This window comes from Streptomyces sp. NPDC015139 (genome assembly GCF_043079785.1).
In the GTDB taxonomy this organism is placed as follows: domain Bacteria; phylum Actinomycetota; class Actinomycetes; order Streptomycetales; family Streptomycetaceae; genus Streptomyces; species Streptomyces albidocamelliae.
Map to the genome: position 1 here is coordinate 507,558 of NZ_JBIBUW010000003.1, position 24,885 is coordinate 532,442.

The window sequence follows — 24,885 nt, forward strand, 5'->3', positions numbered from 1 at the left end:
TCGTTCAGTGGTCGAGCGGCATGGTGGCGGACTTGGTGGCGGAGCCGAGGTCCCAGCCGGGGACGATCTGCGGGATGTGCACTTCGGCGGTGACCGTGACCGAGCCGGCTCCGCCCCCGCCCTCGCCGCACGACACGGTGAGCCCGCCGCTCACGGCCTGCGCGCACGCCGCTTGCGCGTCCTGGTGCAGGGACGCGGCGCGGGCTCCGGCCCGGGCCGCCGTACCGGCCTGCTCGGCGGCGTAGGCGACGGCACCGATCTGGATGCCGGCCATGCCCACGAGCAGCAGGATCGGCACGAACCCAAGGTATTCGAGGGCCACTTGACCCCGGTCACGTCGTCGGCGGCACGGCATCTCAGTGCTTCACCTCCTCGACGGCACCGGCGTGACCGGTCACCGTGGCCGGGAAGTCGATCAGACCGGGGAAGAGGACGGGGACGTGCAGTTCGACCTTGGCCGTCACGTATCCGATGCCGGTGCAGCTCACGTCGGCACCCTTCTTCCACGCGTCCGACAGGTTCTTCATCCCCGCCGCCGAGCAGGCCGCCGCCCGTGCGCCGCCCGGCGGCGCGGCCGTCCCCGCCCGCACCGCCTCGTCCGCGGCATTCCCGGCGAGCGTGAAGGTGTATCCCACGAGCACGGCCTGCCACATCAGCACCAGCGTCAGCACGATCAGGGGAGTCATCCCCAGGAACTCGATGCTGACCTGTCCTCGGTCCCCACCGCGTCTCACGGGCCGCTCACTCCTTCCGCCGTCGGAAGCCGGTCGCCCCGCGGCCCGTGCCGCGGTGCGCGCCCTCGCCGCCGGTCTTCACCAGCCCCAGTTCGCCCGCGAGCGCCCACAACGCCTGCTTCACGGTGCTCTTGGCGTCGAGTTCGTGCACCCGGCCCGCGTCCACCACCGCCTGGAGCTCCTTGAAGTTGGCGGGGACGGCCGTGCGCGCCAGTGCGGTGCCGGTGATGCGCTGCACGAGGGCCGGCTGGATCTCCGTGTTCCGTGTGTGCCGGTTGACGACCACGGTCGTCTCCTCCGCCTTGCGGATCTGGAGCCGGTCCCACATCCGTACCGTCCGCTTGGCGGCGCGTACGGCGACGACGTCGGGGGTGGTGACCAGCAGGGCGGTGTCGGCCATCTCGACGGCCGCCGCGCCGGCCCCGCCGAGCTGGGAGCCGCAGTCGATGACGACGATCTCGTAGCGGGAGCGCAGGGCGCTGACGATCTGCCGGGCCGCGCGGTCGGTGACCTCCTCGCCGCGTTCGCCCTCGCCGGGCGCGAGGAGCAGGGCGAGGCCGGTGTCGTGCCGGAAGACGGCGTCGGCGAGGACGCGCGGGGAGATGTCGGTGATGGTGGCGAGGTCGACCACCGAGCGGCGGAACTGGATGTCCAGGTAGGAGGCGATGTCGCCGGTCTGGAGGTCGAGGTCGACGAGTGCGGTGGCGCGGCCGGAGGCCTGGGCGGCGAGGGCCAGCTGGATGGCGGTCAGGGTGGTGCCGGTGCCGCCCTTGGCCCCGCTGACCGTGACGACCGTACCGCCGGCTCCGCCGATCACGTCGGCGCCGTGGCCGAGGTGGCGCCGTACGCCCGTCGACCACTGGGCGACGGCCTGGACGCGGCCGGCGAGTTCCTCGTACGACAGCGGGAGCGCGACCAGGCCGCGGGCGCCGGAGTCCATGGCGGCGGCGAACAGGCCGGGGCTCGCGTCGGTGGTGACGAGGACGACGCCGACGGCCGGGAAGCGCAGCGCGACCTCGCGGATCAGTTCCAGCGCCGGTACGGGGCCGATGCGCTCATGGACGACGACGACTTCCGGGAGTTCGTCGACGGACTCGGCGGCGAGCCGGGCGAGGGTGTCGACCAGATGGGTGGAGTCGGCCGCGGGCGGCTGGGGTTCGGCGTCGGGGAGCTGGCTGAGCAGGGTGGTGAGGGAGCGGACGGCGTCCGGGTCCGAACCGGCCGGGAGGATCCTGGTGGGCATGGCCGCCTCTCACTTGTCCGTCACGAGTTCGTAGGTGCGGTCCTTGTCCGGGACGCTGGTCTCGCCGCCGGGTGCCACCAGCGCGAGCCGGACGCGCTGGGCGAAGGACTCGGCGTAGGTGATGCGCTGGGCGTCGAGGGTGGACAGCGCGAAGGTGATGGGGACGGCCTCGGTGGGCTGCTGCTGGTCCTTGCTGCGGTCGGGGTCGAGGGCGGTGATGTGACCGACGTCGAGGACCCGGGCGTTGGTGACGATGATCTTCGACTGGTCGGGATCGCCCTCCTTCTTCCCCTCGAAGGTGGCGTAGACGTTGACCCGCGAGCCCGGGGTGATCTTGCCCGCGACGCCGGTGGCCGCGTCGATCATGATGGCGACCTCCTGCTGCCCGGGCTGGAGGGCGGGCTGGTCGACGATCATGTCGGTCTGAAGCAGCGAGCCCGCCTGGAGGGTGGTCACGGCGATCTTGCCCTGGATCTGGCGGAGGTCGGTGACGGCGTTGGCGGACAGCCACCTCTTCGGCATCTCGATCTTCTCGAACTGGCCGGTGCTCAGGGCGGTGTACGGCTCCACCTTGGATTTCACCCGGTAGGCGGTGACTTCGGGGCCGACCTTGGAGTTCACGTCGCGGATGACGGAGAGCACGCCGGCGAACGCGCCGAGAGCGCACAGGACCGAGAGGATCAGGAGTATCACGCCGCGGCGCTGACGGGAGTTCATGAACCGTGCAACCTCATTGGGGGAATCGGTCGAGCGGGATGTGAGTGTCGGGCCGGGCCCGCGGCCCGGGGTCGGTCCGGTCAGGCGGGCGTGCGTTGCTCCAGGGCGCGGGCGGTTCGTGGCCGGGCGGGGTGGCCGAGCAGAAGACGCAGCGGTCGCCGATGACGTCGAGGCCGCACCAGTGGCAGCTGGTCTGCCGTACGGACGTGACCAGTTGGTAGAGCACCGAGAGGTCCGCGAGGTAGCTGCAGAACTCGATCATCCGGCCGGTCCCCCACCACACGGGGGACTCGGCGGGCAGCGGCGTCTCGCGCACACCGTGCGCGTTCCACGTCGTGCCGAGGCCGGCGGCCCAGTCGCTCTGCAGCTGCCCCTTGGCGACGAGCAGCCAGGTGCTGAACTCGGGCCCCTTCAGCGTGACGTCGGGGCCGATCCGCACGAGCTGCGGTTCGGGGTGGGCGAGCACCGCGAACTGGCTCCCGGGCACCCAGGACTTGGCGTGCGCCTTCAGTCCGACGGGGACGCGGTCCAGCTTGGCGACGGAGCCGAGGACGGCGCCGGCGTGGATGTAGTGGGTGAGCAGGCGCCCGGCCGAGGCGAGCACACCCGGGCTCAGGTCGCAGGAGGCGAGCTGGCGCAGCTGCCGGGCCAGGACGGCGATGCCGAGGGGCGGCAACTCGGGCCGGAACAGGGCGATGCGGTCGCTCTCCAGCAGGGAGCGCAGGGTGTGCAGCCGTCGTACGACGGGTTTCGGGGTGGCCGGTGAGCAGACGACCACCACGTATCCGTACTGTTCGATGAGGGCGTACAGCTCGGTGAGGACGTGGTCCAGCGGACGCCGGTCGATGTCGCGCAGCACGACGGCGGGCATGGTCCGTTCGTCCTGCGCCGGCAGCGCCATGTCGGCGCTGGTCACGGCAATGGCAGTTGGCACGCGCAGCTCCCCGCTCTCACACCCGCCGCCGGCCCACCGGTGTAACTCCCAGGCGCCGGAACGACTTCATTGCGTGACTACCTGAGCACTGTATCCACGGCCGTGAGACCGGAGAACAGCGTTTGTGAAGCTCGCGTGGAACTCTCTTGACGCAAGTCCCGCCAAAACCGGACAGGTTGCGCCGGTGGAAGGAAACGGTTTTGGTCTGGACCTCTTGACACCCGGATTGGTCTGGACCAACTTGTACGCCAGCGGTGGCCACCGTTCCTCACCTCTCCCCGCCGAACTCCCCCACCGGAGGCCCCAGTGGACCGCGCACCAGGCATACCCAGACCCCGCAGCGGGCGGCTCGCGGCGTGGTCCGCCGCCACCGCCCTCGCCCTCTCGGTCGCCGGCCTCGCCGCCGCCTCCCCCGCGTCCGCGGCGGACGTCAACAACGTCAGGAACGCGGGCTACGAGTCGGGCCTGGCCGACTGGACGTGCACGGCCGGCAGCGGGGCGACGGTCTCCTCGCCGGTGCACGGGGGCACGGCCGCCCTGAAGGCGACGCCGGCCGGGCAGGACAACGCGAAGTGCACCCAGTCGGTGGCGGTCAAGCCCAACTCGACGTACACGCTGAGCGCCTGGGTCCAGGGCGGCTACTCCTACCTGGGCGTGACGGGCACGGGCACCACGGACGTCTCCACCTGGACCCCCGACTCCACGTCCTGGAAGCAGCTCACGACGACGTTCACCACCGGGGCGTCCACGAACTCCGTCACCGTGTACACCCACGGCTGGTACGGCCAGGCCGCCTACTTCGCGGACGACGTCTCGGTCTACGGCCCCGACGGCGGCGGAGGCGGCGACCCGGCCCCGACCGTCCCGGCCGCCCCGGGCGGTCTGACCGTCTCGGGCACGACCTCCTCGTCGGTCTCCCTGACCTGGTCGGCGGTGTCGGGCGCGACGGGCTACAACGTCTACCGCAACGGTACGAAGGTGACGGCGGTGACCGGCACCTCGGCCACGGTGACGGGCCTCGCGGCGTCGACGTCGTACCCCTTCCAGGTGACGGCGACCAACGCGGCGGGCGAGTCGGCGAAGTCGGCAACCGTGACGGGGACGACCTCCGCGACCGGCGGCGGGGGTGGCGGCTCGGTGCCCAAGCACGCCGTGACGGGCTACTGGCAGAACTTCAACAACGGCGCCAAGGTCCAGAAGATCTCCGACGTCCCGTCCGCCTACGACATCATCGCGGTGGCCTTCGCCGACGCGACCTCGACGCCGGGCGCGGTCTCCTTCAACCTGGACTCGGCGGGCCTCGGCGGCTACACGGTCGACCAGTTCAAGGCGGACATCAAGGCCAAGCAGGCGGCCGGCAGGAAGGTCGTCGTCTCGATCGGCGGCCAGAACGGCACGGTGTCGATCAACGACTCGGCGTCGGCGGCGAACTTCGCGAACTCGGTCTACTCGCTGATGCAGACGTACGGCTTCGACGGCGTCGACATCGACCTGGAGAACGGCCTCAACGCGACGTACATGTCCCAGGCCCTGCGCTCGCTGTCGTCGAAGGCGGGCGCGTCCCTGATCATCACGATGGCCCCGCAGACGATCGACATGCAGTCGACGTCGAACTCCTACTTCCAGACGGCCCTGAACATCAAGGACATCCTCACGGTCGTCAACATGCAGTACTACAACAGCGGTTCCATGCTGGGCTGCGACGGCAAGGTCTACAGCCAGGGCTCGGTCGACTTCCTCACCGCGCTCGCCTGCATCCAGCTGGAGGGCGGCCTCTCCCCGTCCCAGGTGGGCCTCGGCCTCCCGGCCTCCACCAGCGGCGCCGGCAGCGGCTACGTCTCCCCCACGGTGGTCAACAACGCCCTGGACTGCCTCTCCAAGGGCACGGGCTGCGGCTCCTTCAAGCCCTCCAGGACCTACCCCGACCTCCGAGGCGCGATGACCTGGTCCACCAACTGGGACGCGTCGTCGGGCAACGCCTGGTCCAACTCGGTGGGAGCGCACGTGCACGCGATGCCGTGAGCACGCCCTGCCCCTGACCCACAGCGCCCGGAGCCTTCACGGTTCCGGGCGCCGTGGTGTGCGTGGATGCGGTTCCGGCCACATCCGAGTGACCCGGCGTGTACTTCGTTGCAACCGGCAAAGAGTCGATGTGATGATCGGGCCATGACCGACCAGGGGGGCGAAGCCGGCTCGGCGACGCAAAGACACAGGTCAAAGCTGTACGACTACATGGACCTGCCTCGCGGTGACCAGCGGGGAACGAACCGCCCGCAGATACCCGAGGGCATCGCTTTGCCTGAGCACGCGGCAACCTCCCTCGATGTCCCGGACATGGCCGAGCGGGCTCGGCGCGAGTTCGTCGTGCTGCTGGGTGTATTCCGGCGCACGGCCGTACTGGTCCCGGTGGACGACGAAAGCGGCAGCCCGCTGACCGGGGACTACGGCGGCGTCCGCTGGATCTACGCATTCTCCAACGAGCGCACCCTGGCCCGCTTCGCTCTCGCGCGGGGCGAGGGGGACCGTGAATGGTCGTACCAGCGTTGGCTCGGGGCACGCCTGCTGGACGCAGCGGTTCCGGCGGCGGGAGTGCCGTGCGGAGTCGCTCTCGACGTCGGCGACGAAGGCGAGGGCGCGCTGTTCCCGCCGGTGCGCGGGGTCGTGCCGGAACGGGTGGCGGTCGATGTCGTGGCGGAGACGGGGGACCGGAATTGAGCGGCGACAAGGATCTGCAGACGGACGGGCTGGCTCTGATCGCCAAGGGCTTGACCGATGCGCTGGGAGAACTGAAGGAACTCGGCATGGTCGGCTCGGCCGGGGCCGGGCGCGGCTTCAGCGACATCGCGCTCTCCGGAATGGAGCTGGGTCACGAGGGGCTGACGGGCGAGTTCACGTCGTTCTGCGAGCGCTGGGAATGGGGCGTGCGGTCGCTGGTCAACGAGGGCAACGGGTTCGCACTCAAGACCGGACTGGCGGCGGGGACGTATTACGAGACCGACCAGTACGTCTCCGGGTCGGTGAAGGTGGTCGAGAACGCGGCCGTCGGCAACCCGTACGCCTCCGAGGAGGAGGTCGAGCGGATGGGCTACGGCGACATCGTCAAGTCAGGCCCGTTCGGCGGTGACGTGGACTACAGCAAGGAATCCTTCGAGGAGGCCTGGGCGAACAGCAAACAGAATTGGAAGGACACCGGGCGGGACCTCGTGACCTCTCAAGAACTCGGGCCGCTGAGTCCGAGTGCCGAGATGTTCGGCATGACGCACTCCCAATACGCGCAGTACCTGGACGACACCTTCGGCCCGTCCCCCGAGGCACGTGCCAAGGCCGCCGAACAGCAGGGCGGCGAGGGCTGATGGGCGTCTTCGGTGACATCGGTGACGGCCTCAACAGCGCCCTCGGCTATGGCGAGCACCTCTACGACGAAGGGAAGAAGAAGCTCGGTCAGGGCGTCGACTACACCACCGACAAGCTCGGCGACGGCCTGGACTACGTCGGCCTCCACAACTGGGCGGACACCGTCGAGGACTGGGGCGACGACTTCGCCTCCGGTCTCGGAGCCACTCCGGGCGAGCAACAGCTTGGCCAGACCGAGGAAGCCGACGAACTCGTTCACGGCAGCCCGGGCAAGATCCGTGAGAGCGCCAAGCACCTGCGGGACTTCCATGGCGCCTTCGACAAGGTCGGCCAGGGCTTGAAGAAGGTCGATTCCTCCGGTTGGAAGGGCGAGGGCGGCGACGCCTTCCGCGAGAAGTTCGGCGTTCACCCCACCAGGTGGGCACGCGCGGCAGAGGCCTGCAAGGACGCCGCCGGCGCCCTGGAGTCGTACGCCGACACCGTCAAGTGGGCGCAGGGTCAGGCCAAGGAGGCCGCCGCGCTCTACAAGAAGGGCGTGCAGGCGTCCAAGGACGCGGTCGACTCCTACAACAAGAAGGTCGACGCCTACAACGCCAAGATCAAGACCGACCAGGACCCCGGCCCCAAGCCGGGGCCGTTTCATGACCCGGGCAAGGCCGACATCAAGGCCGCAGTCCACAAACTCGCCGAAGCTCGCAAGCAGCGCAACACCGCCGCCTCAGACGCCCAGGGCAAGGTGAAGTCGGCACTCGCCCACGCACCCGCCGAACCCCCGCCCCTGGAACGCCTGGGCAACAACCTCAGCGACGGCCTGGAGGCCTCGAAGACCGAACTCACCCACTTCGGTGGGGGTGTCCTCAAAGGCTCGGCCGGCCTCATCAACTTCGTCCGCGGCCTCAACCCCGTCGACCCCTACAACATCACCCATCCCGCCGCCTACCTGCAGAACGTCAGCATGACGCTCTCCGGCTTGGCCTCCACCACCGCCCACCCCGAACGGGCCGCGCAGGGTATGTGGGACGAGTTCCAGAAGGACCCGTCCGAATTCGGCGGTCGACTCCTGCCTCAGTTGGTGGGCACCGATGGAATCGGCATGGAGGCGGGCCTGGCGCGCAACGCGGCAGAAGCCGGCCTTACCCGCCAGGCGGCGGAAGCCGCGATGCGCCGAGAAGCACGGGCAGGGGCGGAGGACGCGGGCAGAGCCTCGGCTCGGGGACGCGTGACCGAGGACCCTCACCTGTCGTCCCGGGAGAGCAATGCGGTCGAGAGCAAGGGCACCGACCCCATCGACCTCGCCACCGGCAAGATGTACCTGCCGCAGACGGATGTCGTCCTCCCCGGCGCCCTGCCGGTGCTCCTGACACGGCGGGTGGAGTCCGGGTACCACCTCGGCCGCTGGTTCGGCTCGTCGTGGTCCTCCACCCTGGACCAGCGCCTGGAGATAGACGCAGAGGGCGTCGTCTTCGTCACGGAGGACGGCCTGCTCCTCTCGTATCCTCACCCGGCGCCCGGCCTGCCCACCCTGGCGAGCCACGGTCCCCGTCTTCCGCTGGACCGGGTGGACGGCGGCTACACGATCACGGAGCCGCGCACCCACCGCACCTTGCACTTCGCCGACCGAGGCACCGACTTGGCGGTCCTGGAACAGATCGACGACCGTAACGGCAACTGGATCACCTTCGAATACGACGCAGAGGGCGCGCCCCTCGGCGTCTTCACCAGCAGTGGCGAGGGCGTCCGAATCACCACGGAAGCGGGCCGGGTCACGGCCTACCACCTGGCGACGACCGGCGAGGAGCTGAAGCGCTTCGGCTACACGAACGGCCGACTTACCGAGGTCGTCAACTCCTCCGGCCTTCCCCTCCGCTTCACCTACGACGAGGCCGGCCGCATCACGTCCTGGACAGACACGAACGACCACGGCTACGCGTACGAGTACGACGCACAGGACCGGTGCGTCGCCGAGGGCGGCACGTCCGGCCACATGGCGCTACGCCTGACGTACGGGGATCCGGACCCCACTACGGGCCTGCGGACCACGACGGCGACGACGGCCGAGGGCCACACGCGTCACTATCTGATCAACGACGCGTGGCAGGTGGTGGCCGAGGCCGACTCGCTGGGCGCAACCACCCGTTACGTCCGCGACCGCTACAACCGCCTGCTCTCCACCACGGATCCCCTCGGCCACACGACGACACTCCGCTACGACGACGAAGGCAACTTGACCTCTGTCGTCCGTCCGGACGGTCGCGAGTCGCAGGCCGAGTACAACGCACTCGGGCTGCCGGTGAAGGTGGTGAACCCGGACGGCACGGTGCTCCGCCATGCGTACGACGAGCGGGGCAACCGCACCTCGACGACCGACCCGGCGGGCCGGACTACTCACTTCACCTACACGGAGGCCGGGCACCTGGCGTCCGTGACCGACCCGCTGGGCAACTCCAAGCGCATGGTCTGCGATCGGGCGGGCCTGCCGGTGGAGGTGACGGACCCGCTCGGCGCGACGACACGCTACGAACGAAACTCGTTCGGCCGCCCGACCGCCATCACGGACCCAACCGGCGCGACGACGCTGCTGGAATGGTCGGTCGAGGGCCACCTGACCCGCCGCACCGCTCCCGACGGAACCACAACAGAGTCCTGGACGTACGACGGCGAAGGCAACTGCACCAGCCACACGGATCCTCTGGGTGGGATCTCCCTTTTCGAGTACACCCACTTCGACCTGCTGACTGCCCGCACGGGGCCCGACGGTGTCCGCTACGAGTTCGACCACGACACCGAGCTGCGCCTCACGAAGGTGACGAACCCGCAGGGTCTCGACTGGACATACGCGTACGACGCCGCAGGCCGGCTGCTGGCGGAGAAGGACTTCGACGACCGCACACTGACGTACGCGTACGACACGGCCGGCCGATTGGTCTCGCGGCGGAACGTGGTCGGCGAGGTCGTGTCCTTCGACCGCAATGAACTCGGCCAGGTAATCCGCAAGAACGCGGCGGGCCGGATCACCACATACGCCTACGACCTGACCGACCAGCTCGCTCAGGCCACAGGCCCGGACGGCACGACCCTGACCCTCCTGCGCGACCGCTACGGCCGCCTGCACTCGGAGACGGTTGACGGCCGTACGCTGACGTACACCTACGACGAGCTTGGGCGCCGCACCGGCCGCATCACGCCGACCGGCGCCGCGACGAGATGGTCGTACGACGCGGCGGGCCGCCGCACGGGCATGCTGGCGTCGGGCAGGGAAATCGACTTCACGTACGACGAGCTGGGCCGCGAACTGACGCGCCGTGTCGGCGACACGATCACGCTGGAGCATGCCTTCGACGCGGCCGGCCGACTGACGACCCAGGCGGTGACAGGAGCTGGAGGCCGGCAGGTCCAACACCGGACGTACAGCTATCGCGCCGACGGCAACGTCATCGGCATCGAAGACCGCCTGTCCGGTACCCGCCACTTCGACCTGGACGCGGCGGGCAGGGTGACAGCGGTTCACGCGGCCGGCTGGACGGAGCGGTATGCGTACGACGAGGCCGGCAACCAGACCCAGGCGTCCTGGCCGACCGACCACCCGGGCCACGAGGCAACGGGTCCCCGCACCTACACGGGCACCCGCATCACCCGAGCCGGCGACGTCCGCTTCGAACACGACGCCCTGGGCCGCATCACCCTGCGCCAGAAAGCCCGCCTGTCGAGGAAACCGGACACCTGGCGCTACGAATGGGACGCCGAGGACCGCTTGACCTCGACGGTGACCCCGGATGGCACGCTCTGGCGCTACACCTACGACCCCCTGGGCCGCCGCACAGCCAAACTCCGCATGGCGGAAGACGGCGTAGCGGTACAGGAGCGCGTCGACTTCACCTGGGACGGCACCACTCTCTGCGAGCAGACCACCACTTCCGCAGACCTCCCCAACCCGGTGACCCTCACATGGGATCACCAAGGACTGCGCCCGCTGTCCCAGAGGGAACGCATCACCGCCGCGGCGGCTTCACAGGAAGAGATCGACTCCCGCTTCTTCGCCATCGTCACAGACTTGGTCGGTACACCCACCGAGCTCGTCGACGGGAGCGGCGATATCGCCTGGCGGACCCGGAGCACGCTATGGGGAACGACGGCGTGGGCAGCAAACAGCACGACTTACACACCCCTCCGATTCCCGGGCCAGTACTACGACCCGGAAACGAAACTCCATTACAACTGTTTTCGCTATTACGATCCCGAGACGGCCCGCTACCTCAGCCCTGATCCCCTCGGATTGACACCAGCACCCAACCCGGCCGCCTATGTTCATAATCCGCACACCTGGTTTGACCACCTGGGGCTCGCACCGGATGCTTGTGAAAACGGGGGAACATGGGACCCCGAAGAGGAGCCATATCTATATCGCGGAATTGGATACGCTAACGAGAAAAGTCCACAAGGTTGGTTCAAGATGTACGAAGACGCAAAGCGTGGCATTGCTGAACCACGGGGCGGGCACTCGGATCCGCAGCTTCACGCCGGTGGGCGCACAGATAGCATCTTCACTTCATGGACGACATACTATGAAGAAATGGCACTTGAGGAAAGCTATCGGGGTAACGGCCCCGGAATCGTCCTCCGAATACCAAACAGCGATGGGGTAAACTATTCCAGAGTGCCCGGCATATCATTCCCCTATGATGAAGGAGAGGTCCTCATCAGGGGCACCGTCGGGGGAGCAGAGGTGAGTGTCAATGGTGGCCCATGGACAAGAATAGGTTCGTAAGAATAACTGAAGCCGCAGTCGAGTCGGGCGTTTGCGACGCGCAGGTCCTCGATCGCCTCACGGCGGTTATCTCGATCGACGTGGGGAGTGTCTCAAGAGAAGACTTGCTGCACACGTACCGACGTCGCCTCAAGAGAACGACTCCCGGTTCACAGCTTCAGATCGAAACAATCGCCCTCCTGTCATTCTTGGAAGAATATGAGCAGGATGCTCTCGCCATGGCTGGCGCCTCCTTGGAGGAAGGCGGGAGTGAGCTATTTCTCATGGATAGCGAGGGCCAACACATTCTGCACTGGATGCGAATGTTCTCACACTAGTTAAAAGTAGCTCCGATTCCACATCTATAGGGCGGCACGGCCGACCATCGCGCCCAGAAGTGCTTTCAAGCACGGAAGCATGCTCCTGCCGATGTGTGACCACTTCACGGGTGTTGAACCACAACTGTCCGTGAAGGTGACAGCCAAATCTTCCCTGAACCTGGATCCACCGCGTGATAGTCGGCCTGTGGGCGACGAATAGAGAAGAGGTGCCTGCTGACCTGGGATGATGGGAGTTCCTACGCCCTTACCAGTCCCACGAAGCAAGGCACCTCGTAAGTGAAAGTCTCCCACAGACCCGCGGAGCTCTTCGCCGCGTTCGACGACCCGGACCTGATCGCGCACGCCGGGCTGATCCCGACGATCCGGCTGGCCGAGCGGTGCGGGTTGCCCGCCTTGGTGGCCCAGAAGGTGAGGCTCACCGGTGCGAAGAACGGTGCCGGTACGGCCGCCGACGCGAAAGCCATGTCGATCGTGGGCGGCATGGTCGCCGGGGCGGACAGCATCGACGACCTGGACATACTGCGCCACGGCGGGCTGCCGCGCCTGTTCGGCGGGGTGCGGGCGCCGTCCACGCTGGGCAGTTTCCTGCGCACCTTCACCTGGGGGCATGTGCGCCAACTGGAGTCCGCCGCACGGGCGTTCACCTGCCGCCTGGCCGCGCACACCGGTCTGGTCCCCCGCCGGGACGAGGTGGTGTTCGTGGACATCGACTCCAAGGTCAAGCAGGTCTACGGCCCCGCCAAGCAGGGCGCCTCGTTCGGCTACACCAAGCAGCGCGGCCTGCACTTCCAGATCGTCACCGTGAAGACCTCCACCTGCGCACCCGTGATCGTGGCCACCAGGCTACGCAAGGGCTCGGCAGGCTCCGGCAAGGGCGCGGCCAGTCTGCTGCGCGAGGCCCTGGCCACGGTCCGGGCCATGGGCATCACCGCACACATCGTCGTCCGTGCGGACTCCGCGTACTTCTCCCACAAGGTCGTCGATGTGTGCCGCAAGGCCGGTGCCACCTTCTCCCTGGCCGTCGCGGTCAAGAAGACCATCCGCGAGGCCATCATGCAGATCCCCGAGGATGCCTGGACGCCGATCAAGTACGCCAGCGCCGTCTGGGACCCCGAGGAGGAACGCTGGATCTCCGACGCCGAGATCACCGAGATCGAGTTCACCGCGTTCACCAGCAAGAAGAAGGCATTCCACACCACCGCCCGACTGATCGTGCGCCGCGTGAAACGGCTGAACCCCAAGAGCGTCCCTGACGGCCAGGCCGAGCTGTTCGGCGTCTGGCGCCACCACGTGATCTTCACCGACAGCCCCTTCGTCCTCGCCCAGGCCGAGCCGATGCACCGCGAACACGCCGTCATCGAGCAGGTCTTCGCCGACCTGGAAGACTCCGCGCTCGCCCACCTGCCCTCGGGGAAGTTCACCGCGAACGCCGCCTGGCTGACCCTGGCCGCCACCGCCTACAACCTCACCCGCGCGAGCGGCCACCTCGCCTCCGCCTTCCACGCCAAGGCGAGGACCGGCACCATCCGCCGCCACCTGATCAACATCCCCGCCCGGATCGCCACCGGCGCCCGCCGCCTCACCCTCCACCTGCCCGAACGCTGGCGCTGGGCCGACGACTTCACCGACCTGTGGACAGCCACCGGCCAGCGCATGCTCACCTGAACCACACGCTCAACCTGACCGCCCACGACCTGGAAGAACCTCGGAGATCCCGCACCGGACGGCCACCCGGCCCATCGTGCTGCCCGCACCCCGAAAGATCATTCCGATCCCGCCCGATACCGAAGGCCAGAATTCACGCGGTGGATCCAGGCTGAAGCCTCGTCCGTGAGCACCACAGTTCACCAATCCGGCAAGAAGCTCGGGCCAGAGCGGACGGTGCCGTCGCCTGGGGTCTGGAGTTGCCCTTCGAGGCACCGAGACGTGGAGAGACCGAGCACGAGCGCGTCCGTGCGATCGGAGACGTGCACGAGATCGCACGCGCGCTTAAGGACCACCTCGACGAGGTGGAAGCCTGAAGCCGGGCGTCGACGACTCCGCCCTCGAAGATCCTCCTTCGCGGGGGCACGGGGCCGCCACGGAAGCAGGCGGCCCCATGACAACCGGCTCACTCCTCGACATACACCTCCGCGGCGTCCACCGCGTGCACCGCCCGTCTCATCCACAGCGTGAGCAAGTCCTGGCTGCCGCAGGCGGCCACACGTGACCGGACAACGCTGGTGACCGGGATACCGCGCCACTCCAGGATCCGGAGGAGCATCTCCCGTTCGGCCTGAATGCGCCGATATCTGTACCAGTACTGACGGACGTCGCCCCCGTCGGATGTTCGCACGACGTGATCAACGACCTAAGCCGCCCCGAGTTCGCACCAGACGTACTTGCCCCGGTCCCCGAACCGGGCCGACGGCTGCCAGCCCCAGTGGTCCGCGCAGGCCCGCACCAGGCCGAGTCCGCGCCCGTCCTCACGCTCCACGAGTTGGCCCAGTGGCCGTGGAGCGGGCGGAGGCCCGGGGTCCGTGTCCCATGCCCCGATCCACACCACCCCCCGCGCGGTACGGCGAACCCTCAGCGCCGCCGGCCCCTTCGTGTGCCGTACCGCGTTGGACACCAGCTCCGTCGCCAGCAGCTCCGCGGTGTCCACCAGGCCGATCAGACCGTGCAGGGTCAGGATCAGGCGCAGGGTGCGCCGGCAGACGGTCACGGCTCTGAGGTCGTTGGGGATGTAGAGGGTGTAGTCCCAGGTTTCAGACATGCGTCATCAACTCCGTCGGTGAGCAGGGTTTTTGCGCGCGGTGGCATTGCCGCGGATGTCATGACAGGACGGCGCGGTGCGCTTCCGCTGTGTGCTGGTTACGTCACCGACGGTAGGGACACAATTTGGGACCGTGCAAGTCGTTGTCATAATCTGCCCCCGAAAGAGGACAGTTGGCCGCAGGAGGAGAGCCATGGCGCGCAGGAAAGAGCCCACCGCACGCCAGGAGCGTCTGGCCGTCGAGTTGCGGAAACTGCGTGAAGCCGCAGGGCTCAAGGGCCGCGAAGCCGCTGCGCTGCTCGGCGTGGACTCGGCGCAGGTCAGTCAGATCGAGTTCGGCACGGCTGGTGTGAGCGGGGATCGCGTACGTCGCCTCGCCGCTCACTATGCCTGCTCGGACACCGAGCTGGTTGAGGCACTCGTGGCCATGGCCGGCGACCGGACGTCTGGCTGGTGGGAGGAGTACCGCGGTGCGCTGCCCAAGTCGTTCCTGGATCTCTCCGAACTGGAGCACCACGCGAGCCACCGGTGGGACGTGGACTTCCTGCATGTTCCCGGCCTTCTCCAGACGGAGGAGTACGCGCGCGCTCTCTTCTCCTACGTGAACCCCGATTTCCCGGAGAGCGAGCTGGAACGCCGGGTGGAACACCGCATGCAGCGGAGGGTGGTCATCGAACGCCCCGCCCCGGTCCCGTACGAGGCTGTGATCCATGAAGCGGCGTTGAGGATCAAGGTTGGCGACCGCGCCGAAGCCAGAGCCCAGCTGACCCGCATCCTGGAGCTGTCCGAGGCCGCTCACGTCACCGTGCGCGTCATTCCCTTCGAACTGGACGCCTTCGCGGGGGCCGGAAGCGCCATGGTGTACGCGGGAGGCCCAGTGCCCCAGTTGGACACCGTGGTGCGCGACGGCCCCCACGGCACGCTCTTCATCGACGCCGAGGCCCAACTGAACCGCTATCGAACACTTTTCCGTAGGGTAGAAGCGGTGTCACTTGAACCCGCGCGTTCGCGTGACTTCATCAACCGGCTGGCCGAGGAGCTGTGAGGCGCACCATGACCACACCCTGCGCATGGCGGAAGTCGTCCTACTCCGGCGGCGGGGAGGGCAACGCCTGCGTCGAGATAGCCGACCTGCACACCCACATAGCCGTCCGCGACTCCAAGGCTCCGGCCCGAGCCACCCTCACCTTCCCGAGCGCCGCCTTCGCACCCTTCCTCCACGCCCTGAAGAACGACCATGTGCATCTCGGCCGCTGAAGCCGCCTTCTCCGGGACCACCCTGTACTGCGGGCGGCAGCGGCATCCCGTGCATGGGCTCATCCATGTCCTGGGGTACCAGAACACGGCGCTCAACCTCGCCGCCGGGCCCAACGCCATGCTGCTCCACCTGCCCACCCGGCGGCTCGCGCCCGAGCAGTTCGTGTCCGTCGGGCGGGCCGACGACATCCTGCGCCGGATGGTGGACGCCGTCGGGATCAAGGACGTCCAGGACGACGGCATCGCCTGGATGGGCCTGAGCCGCTCCCCCGTGCGGGTCTTCGACCACGACGTGTACACCGTGCTGCTCGCCGACGACCCCCGCCTGATCCCCGCGGCCCTCCACCAGGTCCCCTGGAACAGGCGACCCGCGGTCAGCCCCGAGCTGCTGGACTTCTACGCCGGGCACTTCCCCGACCACGCCGTCGCCCTCTGCTGCTTCGACAACGCCGACGCGCGGCGGGCCAAGCCGCTGCTGGTCCGGTACGAGCCGCTCGACCCCGACCGGTTGAGCGTGCCGGCGCTGGACAGCCACACCGGTGGGCCGCCCGACCTCGACGCGGACGTACCCGTCGACCACTGGGTGGTGTTCTCCACCGACGAGGCCCCGGACGACTGGGGCGCACCCGTCACCTACCCCGAGCGGATGCGGCACAGCCTGCGGGCCTTCCTGCCCGACAGGGTCGTGGGACGGTACTACGGCGACGGCCGGGCCCTGCCCAACGGTGACTTCGGCATCGGCCACCAGGATCTGCTGACCGGTGACCTCGACCGCATCGAGCGGCACCGGCCGGCCGGCGTCCACTAGACGCCGGCCAAGCCCTCCTCAGCAGATCTGCGGCCACACCCGGCGGACCTCCTCCGCCCTGCGACAGTGGTCCTCGATCCACTCCTCCTCCGGCCGCATTCCCAGCGCCGTCGTCAGCCGGTCGGGGTCGTGGACCGTCACGGCCAGGGAGCGGTCCTCGATCATGTGGAGGACGAGGTTCAGACCCCGGTCGTGGCCGATTCTCGCGTCCCTGCCCGGCGCGAGTTCGAGCAGCGCGGCCTGCCAGAGGTCCAGGTCGCCCGGGAAGAGGTAGACGTCCAGACGGGCGTCGACCCAGCTCGCCGACACGAGCACGTCGGCCCGGAGGTTGTGGCTCCCGGGGCGCGAGGGGCCCGTCACCCGTACGACGCAGCGGTTGCCCCGCTCGTCCGCCAGGTGGACCAGGTCCACCGTGCCCGCCGGAGCCGGAGCCGGAGCCGAAACCGTCCCCGCGTCCACACCCGCATCCGCACCCGCACCACTCACCGCAGACACCCCGCACTCTCCTTCTCCATCGGCACACACTGCTCCAGCCCACCCATTTTCAGCCGAGCCGCTTACCACTTCTTGACCTGACCATGACATAGCCGGACCATGAGGCGCCCGCACCCAACGCACGTCGCACTGAAGCACCCCCACCTCCACCCCAAGGAGTTTTCATGCGACTTCGCACCCGTGGCTCCGGCGCGCGCGGCGGCAGACGTGCCGCCGGCCTCGGCGCCCTGCTGGCCCTCGCCCTCGCCGCTCCCGTGGCGGCGACCGCCCCGAGCGCCAGCGCCGACAGCACCCGCAAGGCCGCACCCGCCCGCCAGGACATCCGGCAGTACGAGATCCACCAGCGCTCGACTCCCGTCACCCGTACGGCCATTCAGGCCACCGGCGTCACCGTGGACGAGGCCGACGAGGAGACGGTCGTCGTCTCCGGGCGCGCCGACCAGATCCGGAAGCTGCGCCGACTCGGCTACGAGGTCAGCCCGTTGGGCGCCGCTCCGGCCCGGTCCGGGGCGCGACTGCACGACTTCCCCAGCGCCGACTCGAAGTACCACAACTACGCCGAGGCGAACGCGGAGATCGACCAGCGGCTGGCCGCCTACCCGGGCATCATGAGCAAGCGCGTGATCGGGAAGTCGTACCAGGGGCGGGACATCGTCGCCATCAAGGTCAGCGACAACGTCGGGACCGACGAGGACGAGCCCGAGGTGCTCTTCACCGCCCATCAGCACGCGCGTGAGCACCTGACCGTGGAGATGGCGCTGTACCTGCTGCGCGAGCTGGGCGCGGGGTACGGGAAGGACTCCCGGATCACGAACCTCGTCGACAGCCGGGAGATCTGGATCGTGCCGGATCTGAACCCGGACGGCGGGGAGTACGACATCGCCACCGGCTCGTACCGCTCATGGCGGAAGAACCGGCAGCCCAACTCCGGTTCCTCGGCGGTTGGTACGGACCTCAACCGGAACTGGGACTACAAGTGGGGCTGCTGCGGCGGGTCGTCGAGCAGCAAGTCGTCCGAGACGTACCGCGGTGCCTCCCCCGAGTCCGCGCCCGAGGTCAAGGTGGTCGCCGACTTCGTCCGCAGCCGGGTCGTCGGGGGCAAGCAGCAGATCAAGGCCGGGATCGACTTCCACACCTACAGCGAGCTGGTGCTCTGGCCGTTCGGGTGGACGTACAACGACACCGCGACCGGCATGACGGCCGACGACGCCGCCGCCTTCAAGGCCGTGGGGCAGAAGATGGCCGCGAGCAACGGGTACACCCCGGAGCAGTCGAGCGACCTGTACATCACGGACGGGTCGATCGACGACTACCTGTGGGGTACGCAGAAGATCTTCGACTACACCTTCGAGATGTATCCGACGTCCGCCTGGAACGGCGGGTTCTACCCGCCCGACGAGGTGATCGAGCGGGAGACCTCCCGTAACAAGGACGCCGTACTGCAACTGCTGGAGAACGCCGACTGCATGTACCGGGCGATCGGCAAGGCCGCCCAGTACTGCAGCTAGCTCCTCAGGCCTCCTCGAAGTAGGCGTCGAGCACCGCGTCCAGCTGCTCGTCCCACTCCTGGAAGCGCGCCCTGGCCGCCGCCTCGATCTCGATCGGGTACCAACGGCGGTCAGGGGTGTGCACGGTGATCGTGAACCGCTTGCCGAAGCGGGGCGACTCCGTCTCCACGGCGGCGATCTCGTCCCAGCGGAACTCGCAGGACTCCTCGTCCAGACGGAGGCGGACGCCCTTGCGGTCGGCCACTATCCGCGCGCGGCGGTCGGCGGCCTCGAAGACGGGGCCGTCGGCCACGTCCTCGTCGTCCGCCTTCTCCGCCTCGTCCGCCGGCGCTTCGTCCGACGACTGGTCCGGGCCTGCCGGCGCCTCGGACTCCGGTTCCCCGGCCGCCGCCGGGTCCGGCTCCGCGACCGCGTCCTGCGGCTCGGCCTCGTCCTCGCTCCCGGCCTGCGCCGGAACCGCGGCGGGAGCCGTGATGCCGGGGATGAAGGCCGGGTCGAAACCGGCACCCTTCACGGGCTCGCCCTCGAGGGGCTTGCTGCTCGATCCTATGCGCTGCTCCACGGCGGCAGTATGGACGACTTACCTGTGCCGGAACCAGTCAGCCCGCCCATCCCTTGGTTCACACGGGTCACCGATGGCCGACATGTACGGCTCGAACGGCTCGTACGGCCGCTAGACGAACACGCTGACCGATGCCGCCACCGCGAACCCCGCCACCGACAGCACCGACTCCAGGACCGTCCACGTCCTCAGCGTGTCGCGCTCGCTGATGCCGAAGTACTTGGCCACCATCCAGAAGCCGCCGTCGTTGACGTGCGAGGCGAAGATGGACCCCGCGGAGATGGCCATGATGACGAGGGCGACGAAGGCCTGGGAGTGGTGGCCCTCCGTCAGGAGCGGCGCCACGATGCCCGCCGTCGTGACGATCGCGACCGTCGCCGAGCCCTGGGCGACCCGCAGCACGAGCGAGATCAGGTACGCCAGCACGATCACCGGCAGGCCCACGCCGTTGAACGTGTCGGAGAGCGCCTGGGCGACCCCGCTGGCCTTCAGCACGGCGCCGAAGACCCCGCCCGCGCCGACCACCAGCAGGATGTTGCCGACCGGCTTGAGGGACGACGTCGACACCGACTCCAGGGACTTGCGGGACCAGCCGCGCCGGATGCCGAGCAGGTAGTAGGCGAGCAGCAGGGCGATGGTCAGGGCCACGAAGGGGTGGCCGAAGAACTCCAGCACCGAGCGGCCCGGGGAGGGGTCCAGCGCGATCGAGGAGAAGGTCGCGGCGAGGATCAGGATCAGGGGCGTACCGATGATGGCGAGGACCGTGCCGAGGGGTACCGGCTTCTCCCGCGGTTCCACGCCCTGCGCGCGCTGCTCGGCGAGGACGGCCCGCCTGGCCTCCTCGGCGGCCTCGACCATGTCCTGAGGTACGGCGACGAAGATGCGCCTGCCGACCCAGGCGGAGTAGGCCCAGGCGGCGAGGACGGCCGGGACGCCGCAGACGACGCCCATGAGGATGACCCAGCCGAGCTGGACGTGCAGCAGTCCGGCGGCGGCGACGGGGCCGGGGTGCGGCGGCAGGAAGGCGTGGGTCATGGAGAGGCCCGCGAGCAGCGGCAGGCAGTAGAGCAGGATCGACTTGCCGCCGCGCTTGGCGGCCGCGTACACGAGCGGCGCCAGGACGAAGATGCCGACGTCGAAGAAGACCGGGATGCCGAAGATCAGGCCGGTCAGGCCCATGGCGAGCGGGGCGCGCCGCTCACCGAAGAGACCGAGCAGGCGGGAGGCCAGCACCTCGGCGCCGCCGCTGACCTCGAGGATCGCGCCGAGCATGGTGCCGAGGCCGATGATGATCGCGACGTGGCCGAGGATGCCGCCCATGCCGGACTCGATGGTGGAGACGGCGTCGGAGCGCTGGACGGTGCCGAAGAGTTCGGTGACCGAGAGGCCGGCGAGCAGACCGACGGCTATGGAGACGGCGAGGAGGGCGACGAAGGGCTGGAGTCGCACCTTGATGATCAGGAAGAGGAGCAGGGCTATGCCGATGGCGGCGACGGTGAGCAGTCCGGTGGTGCCGTCGAGGAGGAGGAGCAGGCCGCCGGTGTGGGGTGGTGCGGCGGGGGCGGCCGCGGCGAGCGGAAGGGGCATCGAGGGGGTCCTCTGGGTAAGTGCATCGTGCTTTCGGGCAGGGCGGATCGCGGCACGGCGCCCGGAAGGGTGCCGTGCCGTGCGGGACGTACGGGGGGTGCGGTGCCGTCAGCCGAGTACGGCGAGCGCGTCGATCTCGATGAGGAGCCCGGCCGGCAGACCGACGTAGACCGTCGTGCGGGCCGCGGGCGGCTGGGTGAGGCCCTGCTCCTCGAAGTAGGCGTTGTAGATCTCGTTCATCTCGGCGAAGTGGTCCACGTCGGTGAGGTAGACGCGGATCATCATCGCGTCGTCCCAGCTCGCGCCGCCCTCTTCGAGGATCGCCTTGACGTTGGCGAGGGTCTGCAGGGTCTGCTCGCGCAGGGTGGGGCCGGCCGGGGTGGGGGCCTTGCCCTCCTCGGCGGGCAGGAAGCCCACCTGACCGGCGACCTGGAGGATGTTGCCCTTCCTCACGCCGTGGGAGAACTTCGCGGGCGGGGTGGTGTGGGTCTTCGGGGTGAGCGCGGTCTTTTCCGTCATGCGGGGTCCCTTACTGGTGTTCTGCCGGAGTACTCGCCGCTGATCGCGTCCGCCGTACGGCGCACCAGCGGGAGCAGGGTGAGGAGTTCCTCGGCGGTGACGACGACGTTCGGCGCGGACACCGACATCGCGGCGACCACCCGGCCGTCGGCGCCGCGGACGGGGGCCGCGACGCAGTTGATGGACTCCTCGTGGCCACCGAGGTCGGTGGCCCAGCCCTGTTCGCGCACCTGCTCCAACTCCCGCAGGAAAGCAGGTGCGTTGGGGGTGGAACGGGCCGTGTAGAGGGGGTAGTCGAGCGTGTCCGCGAGGGCGCGGCGCTCGGGTTCGGGCAGGTCGGCGAGGAGGAGCTTGGCGACGGCGGCGACGGTGATGGCCACCGGCTTCCCGATCCGCGAGTACATCCGCACGGGGTAGCGGCTCTCCACCTTGTCGATGTAGAGCACCTCGTTCTCCTCGTGGACGGCGAGGTGGACGGTGTGTCCGCACTGCTCGTTGAGGCGCACGAGGTGGGGATGGGCGATCTCGCGGATGTCGAGGTTCTCCATCGCCTCCTGGGCGAGGGCGAAGAGGCGGGCGCCGAGCCGGTATCGCTGGTCGGACTGGCGGTAGACCAGACCGTGCTCGTGCAGCGTGCGCAGCAGCCGTAGCGCCGTGGACTTGTGCACGCCGAGGCGGTCGGCGACCTGCCCGAGGTCGGCGGGGCCCTCGGCGAGCAGCGGCAGGATGCTCAGGGCGCGGTCGACGGTCTGACTCATGGGGTGATCGCCTCCTCATCGGCCTGTCCGGCGTGCGTCCAGCCGGGGCCGAGTCGAAGTCTCCCCCATGCCCCAGGGTCCACGGCCGCCAGGCGGTCGGCGTGCCTTCGGGAGGGGGGTGCGGCGAGGTCGCCGGGCGTGGTGAGGGCGGCGGCGGCGAAGAGGTGGCCGTACCTCAGGCGGGTGCGCAGGGGGAGCCCGCGGAGGGTGCCCGAGAGGAATCCGGCGGCGAAGGCGTCCCCGGCGCCGGTGGTCGCCACGACGTCGACGTGGAGGGCGGGCTCGAAGACGGGTTCCAGGCCGGGTGGGGCGGGCAGCGGGGGCCGGGGTCCGGCGTCGCGGTCCTCGCGCGCGAACCCGGACGGCGGCGGCCCTGGCTCCGCGCCCCCCTCCTCGCGGGCGAAAGCCGTCGCGCCGTGCGCCCCCTGTTTGACCACCAGCACGGCCGGTTCCGGCAGGGCCTCCCGGATCGCCTCCGGGCCGCCGGTGATCCCCCAGGCGTGCTCGGCCTCGTCGTCGCCGACGAAGACGAGGTCGGCGCCGCGCGCCAGTTCCAGCAGCACCCGCGGGCCGTCCGCGTCCGGCCACAGCGCCGGCCGGTGGTTGACGTCGAAGGAGACCAGCGGGCGGCCGGGCCGGCGTGCCGTCAGTTCCCGCGTCAGCTCCAGGCAGTCGTGGGAGAGGGCGGCGGTGATCCCGGACAGGTGCAGCACCCGTGCGGCCCGTACGGCGGCCGGGTCGACGTTGCCCACGGCCATGGCGGAGGCCGCCGAGCCGGCCCGGTAGTACGCCACCTCGTGCGCGTCGGTGGCCCGGTCGGCCGCCGTGCGGAAGTAGACGCCCGTGGGCCGGTGGGCGTCGCGGCGGACGGCGCCGACGTCGACGCCGTATCCGGCGATCCGCTCCACCAGGTGCTCTCCGAAGCCGTCGGCGCCCACGCGGCTCACCCAGCGGGCCGGGTGCCCGGCGGCGGCCAGCACGCAGGCCACGTTGGACTCGGCTCCGCCGATGCCCCGCTCGAAGGAGGCCACGTCGGCGAGGCGCCCCGGCCCGGACGGCAGGAAGGTGACCATGGACTCGCCGAGCGCCACGACATCCACCACATCGACGGCGTCGGGGGTGGCGCGGGAGGGTCCGTCGGCGGTCACGATGGTGGGGCTCCTTGTCCGTGTCCCGGGGCGGCGGTTTCGTTGACCCGGTGTTCGCGAGATGTTAGACAGCAGTGAGCGACATACGCAATGGATGTTGCATATAGTGCAACGCACCTGATCAGGAGGGGTTCATGGGCCGTCAGACCGGCACCGAAGCGCTCGCCGCCCTCGCAGAGGAACGCGTCGACCACCGCTTCAAGGGCCTCCCCCCGGACGCCGACGGCCTCACCGTCGCCGAGCTGGCCGCCCAGCGCCGCAACCTCTTCCGCGCGGCGGACGGCTTCACCACCCCCGTCCTCGCCCTGTCCGCGGAGCGCCTGGAGCACAACCTGGCGCTGATGGAGACGTACACCGTCCGGCACGGCCTCGCCTTCGCCCCGCACGGCAAGACCTCCATGGCGCCGCAGCTCTTGCAGCGCCAGATCGAGCACGGCGCGTGGGGCATCACGCTGGCCGTCCCCCACCAGGTGCGCGTCGCGCGGGCGTTCGGCGTACGGCGGATCTTCCTGGCCAACGAGCTGGTGGACGCCTCCGCCCTGCGCTGGATCGCCGCCGAACTGGCCACCGACCCGGAGTTCCGCTTCGTCTGCTACGTCGACTCGGTGCGCGGGGTGGAGCTGATGGACGCGGCCCTGCGGGGCTCCGGCCGCCCGGTGGACGTGGTCGTGGAGCTGGGCGCGGGCGACGGCGCCCGGACCGGCGTCCGCACGGAGGCGGAGTGCCTGGCCGTCGCCGCGGCCGTGGCCGGCGCACCGGCCCTGCGCCTGGTCGGGGTGGCGGGCTACGAGGGCGAGGTACCCGAGGCCGACCCGCAGCGGGTGGCGGCCTACCTGCGGCGGCTGACGGCGCTCGCCGCCGAACTCGACAAGGCGGGCCGGTTCGCGGACGCGGAGGAGATCGTGGTGAGCGCGGGCGGCAGCGCCTGGTTCGACACCGTGGCCGAGGTCTTCGGCGAGGTGCCCGCGCTCTCCCTGCCGGTACTGAAGCTGCTCCGCTCGGGCGCCTACGTCTCGCACGACGACGGGCACTACCGCAGACTCACCCCGTTCGCCCGGGTCCCGGAGGAGGGCGCCCTGGAGCCCGCCTTCCGGCTGTGGGCCGAGGTCGTCTCCCGGCCGGCCCCCGGGCAGGCCTTCGCCAACGCGGGCAAGCGGGACGCGGCCTACGACCTGGACCTGCCCACCGCGCAGGTGCTCCGCCGGGACGGCGCCGAGCGCCCGGCCACCGGTGTCACGGTGACCGGTCTGTCCGACCAGCACACCTGGCTGCGCACCGGCCCGGAGGCGGACGTCGAGGTCGGGGACTGGATCGGCTTCGGCCTCTCCCACCCGTGCACGTCCTTCGACAAGTGGCAGCTGATCCCGGTGGCGGAGGCGGACGGCACGGTCGTCGACTACATCCGCACGTTCTTCTAGGAG

The 24,885-nt window shown here is 69.5% G+C and carries 23 protein-coding genes; 10 read left to right on the forward strand and 13 right to left on the reverse strand.

Annotated elements, in window-relative coordinates:
- Window positions 1-4: 4 nt before the first annotated feature.
- From ACF08B_RS11055 to ACF08B_RS11075, 5 genes are read right to left on the reverse strand one after another with little or no spacing between them, the layout of a single operon-like run.
- On the reverse strand, window positions 5-355 hold the full coding sequence (locus tag ACF08B_RS11055) for a TadE/TadG family type IV pilus assembly protein (RefSeq protein ID WP_392317057.1): 351 nt from the start codon (window positions 353-355) through the stop codon (window positions 5-7).
- A 1-nt stretch (window position 356) separates the two neighbouring features.
- Window positions 357-686, reverse strand: a complete 330-nt coding sequence (locus tag ACF08B_RS11060) for a pilus assembly protein (protein ID WP_392317290.1) — start codon at window positions 684-686, stop codon at window positions 357-359.
- A 55-nt stretch (window positions 687-741) separates the two neighbouring features.
- Window positions 742-1,977 carry a CpaE family protein gene (locus tag ACF08B_RS11065; protein ID WP_392317058.1) on the reverse strand — a complete coding sequence of 412 codons (1,236 nt, stop codon included), beginning with the start codon at window positions 1,975-1,977 and terminating at the stop codon, window positions 742-744.
- Between the two features lie 9 nt (window positions 1,978-1,986).
- Entirely contained in the window at window positions 1,987-2,694 is a 708-nt protein-coding gene (cpaB, locus tag ACF08B_RS11070) for a Flp pilus assembly protein CpaB (RefSeq protein ID WP_392317059.1), read from the reverse strand.
- A gap of 13 nt (window positions 2,695-2,707) precedes the next feature.
- The gene (locus ACF08B_RS11075) at window positions 2,708-3,595 is read right to left on the reverse strand and encodes a hypothetical protein (protein WP_392317291.1); all 888 of its coding nucleotides are present in this window, start codon (window positions 3,593-3,595) and stop codon (window positions 2,708-2,710) included.
- Between the two features lie 339 nt (window positions 3,596-3,934).
- On the opposite strand from ACF08B_RS11075, the gene ACF08B_RS11080 reads away from it, so the two are divergent.
- From ACF08B_RS11080 to ACF08B_RS11100, 5 genes are all read left to right on the forward strand, one after another.
- Complete coding sequence (locus ACF08B_RS11080) at window positions 3,935-5,650, forward strand: chitinase (RefSeq protein ID WP_392317060.1); 1,716 nt, start codon at window positions 3,935-3,937, stop codon at window positions 5,648-5,650.
- 144 nt (window positions 5,651-5,794) lie between these two features.
- The gene (locus tag ACF08B_RS11085) at window positions 5,795-6,343 is read left to right on the forward strand and encodes a hypothetical protein (RefSeq protein ID WP_392317061.1); all 549 of its coding nucleotides are present in this window, start codon (window positions 5,795-5,797) and stop codon (window positions 6,341-6,343) included.
- A complete protein-coding gene (locus ACF08B_RS11090) occupies window positions 6,340-6,981 on the forward strand; it encodes a hypothetical protein (protein WP_392317062.1) in 642 nt (213 codons plus the stop codon). Before ACF08B_RS11085 ends, ACF08B_RS11090 begins: the two co-directional genes overlap by 4 nt.
- Window positions 6,981-11,747 (forward strand): putative T7SS-secreted protein, encoded by a 4,767-nt coding sequence (locus ACF08B_RS11095; RefSeq protein WP_392317063.1) that lies wholly within the window; start codon window positions 6,981-6,983, stop codon window positions 11,745-11,747. The genes ACF08B_RS11090 and ACF08B_RS11095 overlap by 1 nt, the downstream gene beginning before the upstream one ends.
- Window positions 11,748-12,343: 596 nt before the next feature.
- Window positions 12,344-13,732: an IS1380 family transposase gene (locus ACF08B_RS11100; protein ID WP_392317064.1), complete on the forward strand. Its 1,389-nt coding sequence runs from the start codon at window positions 12,344-12,346 to the stop codon at window positions 13,730-13,732.
- A 445-nt stretch (window positions 13,733-14,177) separates the two neighbouring features.
- Here ACF08B_RS11100 and ACF08B_RS11105 read toward each other — a convergent pair whose 3' ends face one another.
- Both ACF08B_RS11105 and ACF08B_RS11110 read right to left on the reverse strand, forming a co-directional pair.
- On the reverse strand, window positions 14,178-14,402 hold the full coding sequence (locus ACF08B_RS11105) for a hypothetical protein (protein WP_392317065.1): 225 nt from the start codon (window positions 14,400-14,402) through the stop codon (window positions 14,178-14,180).
- Between the two features lie 15 nt (window positions 14,403-14,417).
- Window positions 14,418-14,822 (reverse strand): ATP-binding protein, encoded by a 405-nt coding sequence (locus tag ACF08B_RS11110; protein WP_392317066.1) that lies wholly within the window; start codon window positions 14,820-14,822, stop codon window positions 14,418-14,420.
- Window positions 14,823-15,015: 193 nt separating this feature from the next.
- Here ACF08B_RS11110 and ACF08B_RS11115 point away from each other — a divergent pair, with 193 nt between their 5' ends.
- From ACF08B_RS11115 to ACF08B_RS11125, 3 genes are read left to right on the forward strand one after another with little or no spacing between them, the layout of a single operon-like run.
- Window positions 15,016-15,867, forward strand: a complete 852-nt coding sequence (locus ACF08B_RS11115; protein ID WP_392317067.1) for a helix-turn-helix transcriptional regulator — start codon at window positions 15,016-15,018, stop codon at window positions 15,865-15,867.
- Between the two features lie 8 nt (window positions 15,868-15,875).
- Window positions 15,876-16,079 carry a DUF397 domain-containing protein gene (locus tag ACF08B_RS11120; RefSeq protein ID WP_392317068.1) on the forward strand — a complete coding sequence of 68 codons (204 nt, stop codon included), beginning with the start codon at window positions 15,876-15,878 and terminating at the stop codon, window positions 16,077-16,079.
- A complete protein-coding gene (locus ACF08B_RS11125) occupies window positions 16,060-16,887 on the forward strand; it encodes a hypothetical protein (RefSeq protein WP_392317069.1) in 828 nt (275 codons plus the stop codon). The genes ACF08B_RS11120 and ACF08B_RS11125 overlap by 20 nt, the downstream gene beginning before the upstream one ends.
- 18 nt (window positions 16,888-16,905) lie before the next feature.
- Here the strand turns inward: ACF08B_RS11125 and ACF08B_RS11130 are convergent, their stop codons facing one another.
- Window positions 16,906-17,382: a DUF5959 family protein gene (locus ACF08B_RS11130; protein ID WP_392317070.1), complete on the reverse strand. Its 477-nt coding sequence runs from the start codon at window positions 17,380-17,382 to the stop codon at window positions 16,906-16,908.
- A gap of 164 nt (window positions 17,383-17,546) precedes the next feature.
- Between ACF08B_RS11130 and ACF08B_RS11135 the strand changes: the two genes are divergently transcribed.
- Window positions 17,547-18,890, forward strand: coding sequence for a M14 family metallopeptidase (locus tag ACF08B_RS11135; protein ID WP_392317071.1), 1,344 nt, complete (start codon window positions 17,547-17,549; stop codon window positions 18,888-18,890).
- 4 nt (window positions 18,891-18,894) lie between these two features.
- Here the strand turns inward: ACF08B_RS11135 and ACF08B_RS11140 are convergent, their stop codons facing one another.
- The 5 genes from ACF08B_RS11140 to ACF08B_RS11160 form a co-directional block, all read right to left on the reverse strand.
- Window positions 18,895-19,452, reverse strand: coding sequence for a hypothetical protein (locus ACF08B_RS11140; protein WP_392317072.1), 558 nt, complete (start codon window positions 19,450-19,452; stop codon window positions 18,895-18,897).
- A 111-nt stretch (window positions 19,453-19,563) separates the two neighbouring features.
- Window positions 19,564-21,039: a GntP family permease gene (locus ACF08B_RS11145; RefSeq protein ID WP_392317073.1), complete on the reverse strand. Its 1,476-nt coding sequence runs from the start codon at window positions 21,037-21,039 to the stop codon at window positions 19,564-19,566.
- Window positions 21,040-21,147: 108 nt separating this feature from the next.
- Entirely contained in the window at window positions 21,148-21,558 is a 411-nt protein-coding gene (locus ACF08B_RS11150; protein ID WP_392317074.1) for a RidA family protein, read from the reverse strand.
- Complete coding sequence (locus ACF08B_RS11155) at window positions 21,555-22,316, reverse strand: IclR family transcriptional regulator (protein ID WP_073889097.1); 762 nt, start codon at window positions 22,314-22,316, stop codon at window positions 21,555-21,557. The genes ACF08B_RS11150 and ACF08B_RS11155 overlap by 4 nt, the downstream gene beginning before the upstream one ends.
- Window positions 22,313-23,464 carry a sugar kinase gene (locus ACF08B_RS11160; RefSeq protein WP_392317075.1) on the reverse strand — a complete coding sequence of 384 codons (1,152 nt, stop codon included), beginning with the start codon at window positions 23,462-23,464 and terminating at the stop codon, window positions 22,313-22,315. The genes ACF08B_RS11155 and ACF08B_RS11160 overlap by 4 nt, the downstream gene beginning before the upstream one ends.
- Window positions 23,465-23,598: 134 nt before the next feature.
- Between ACF08B_RS11160 and ACF08B_RS11165 the strand changes: the two genes are divergently transcribed.
- The gene (locus ACF08B_RS11165) at window positions 23,599-24,882 is read left to right on the forward strand and encodes an amino acid deaminase (RefSeq protein WP_392317076.1); all 1,284 of its coding nucleotides are present in this window, start codon (window positions 23,599-23,601) and stop codon (window positions 24,880-24,882) included.
- Window positions 24,883-24,885: the final 3 nt, after the last annotated feature.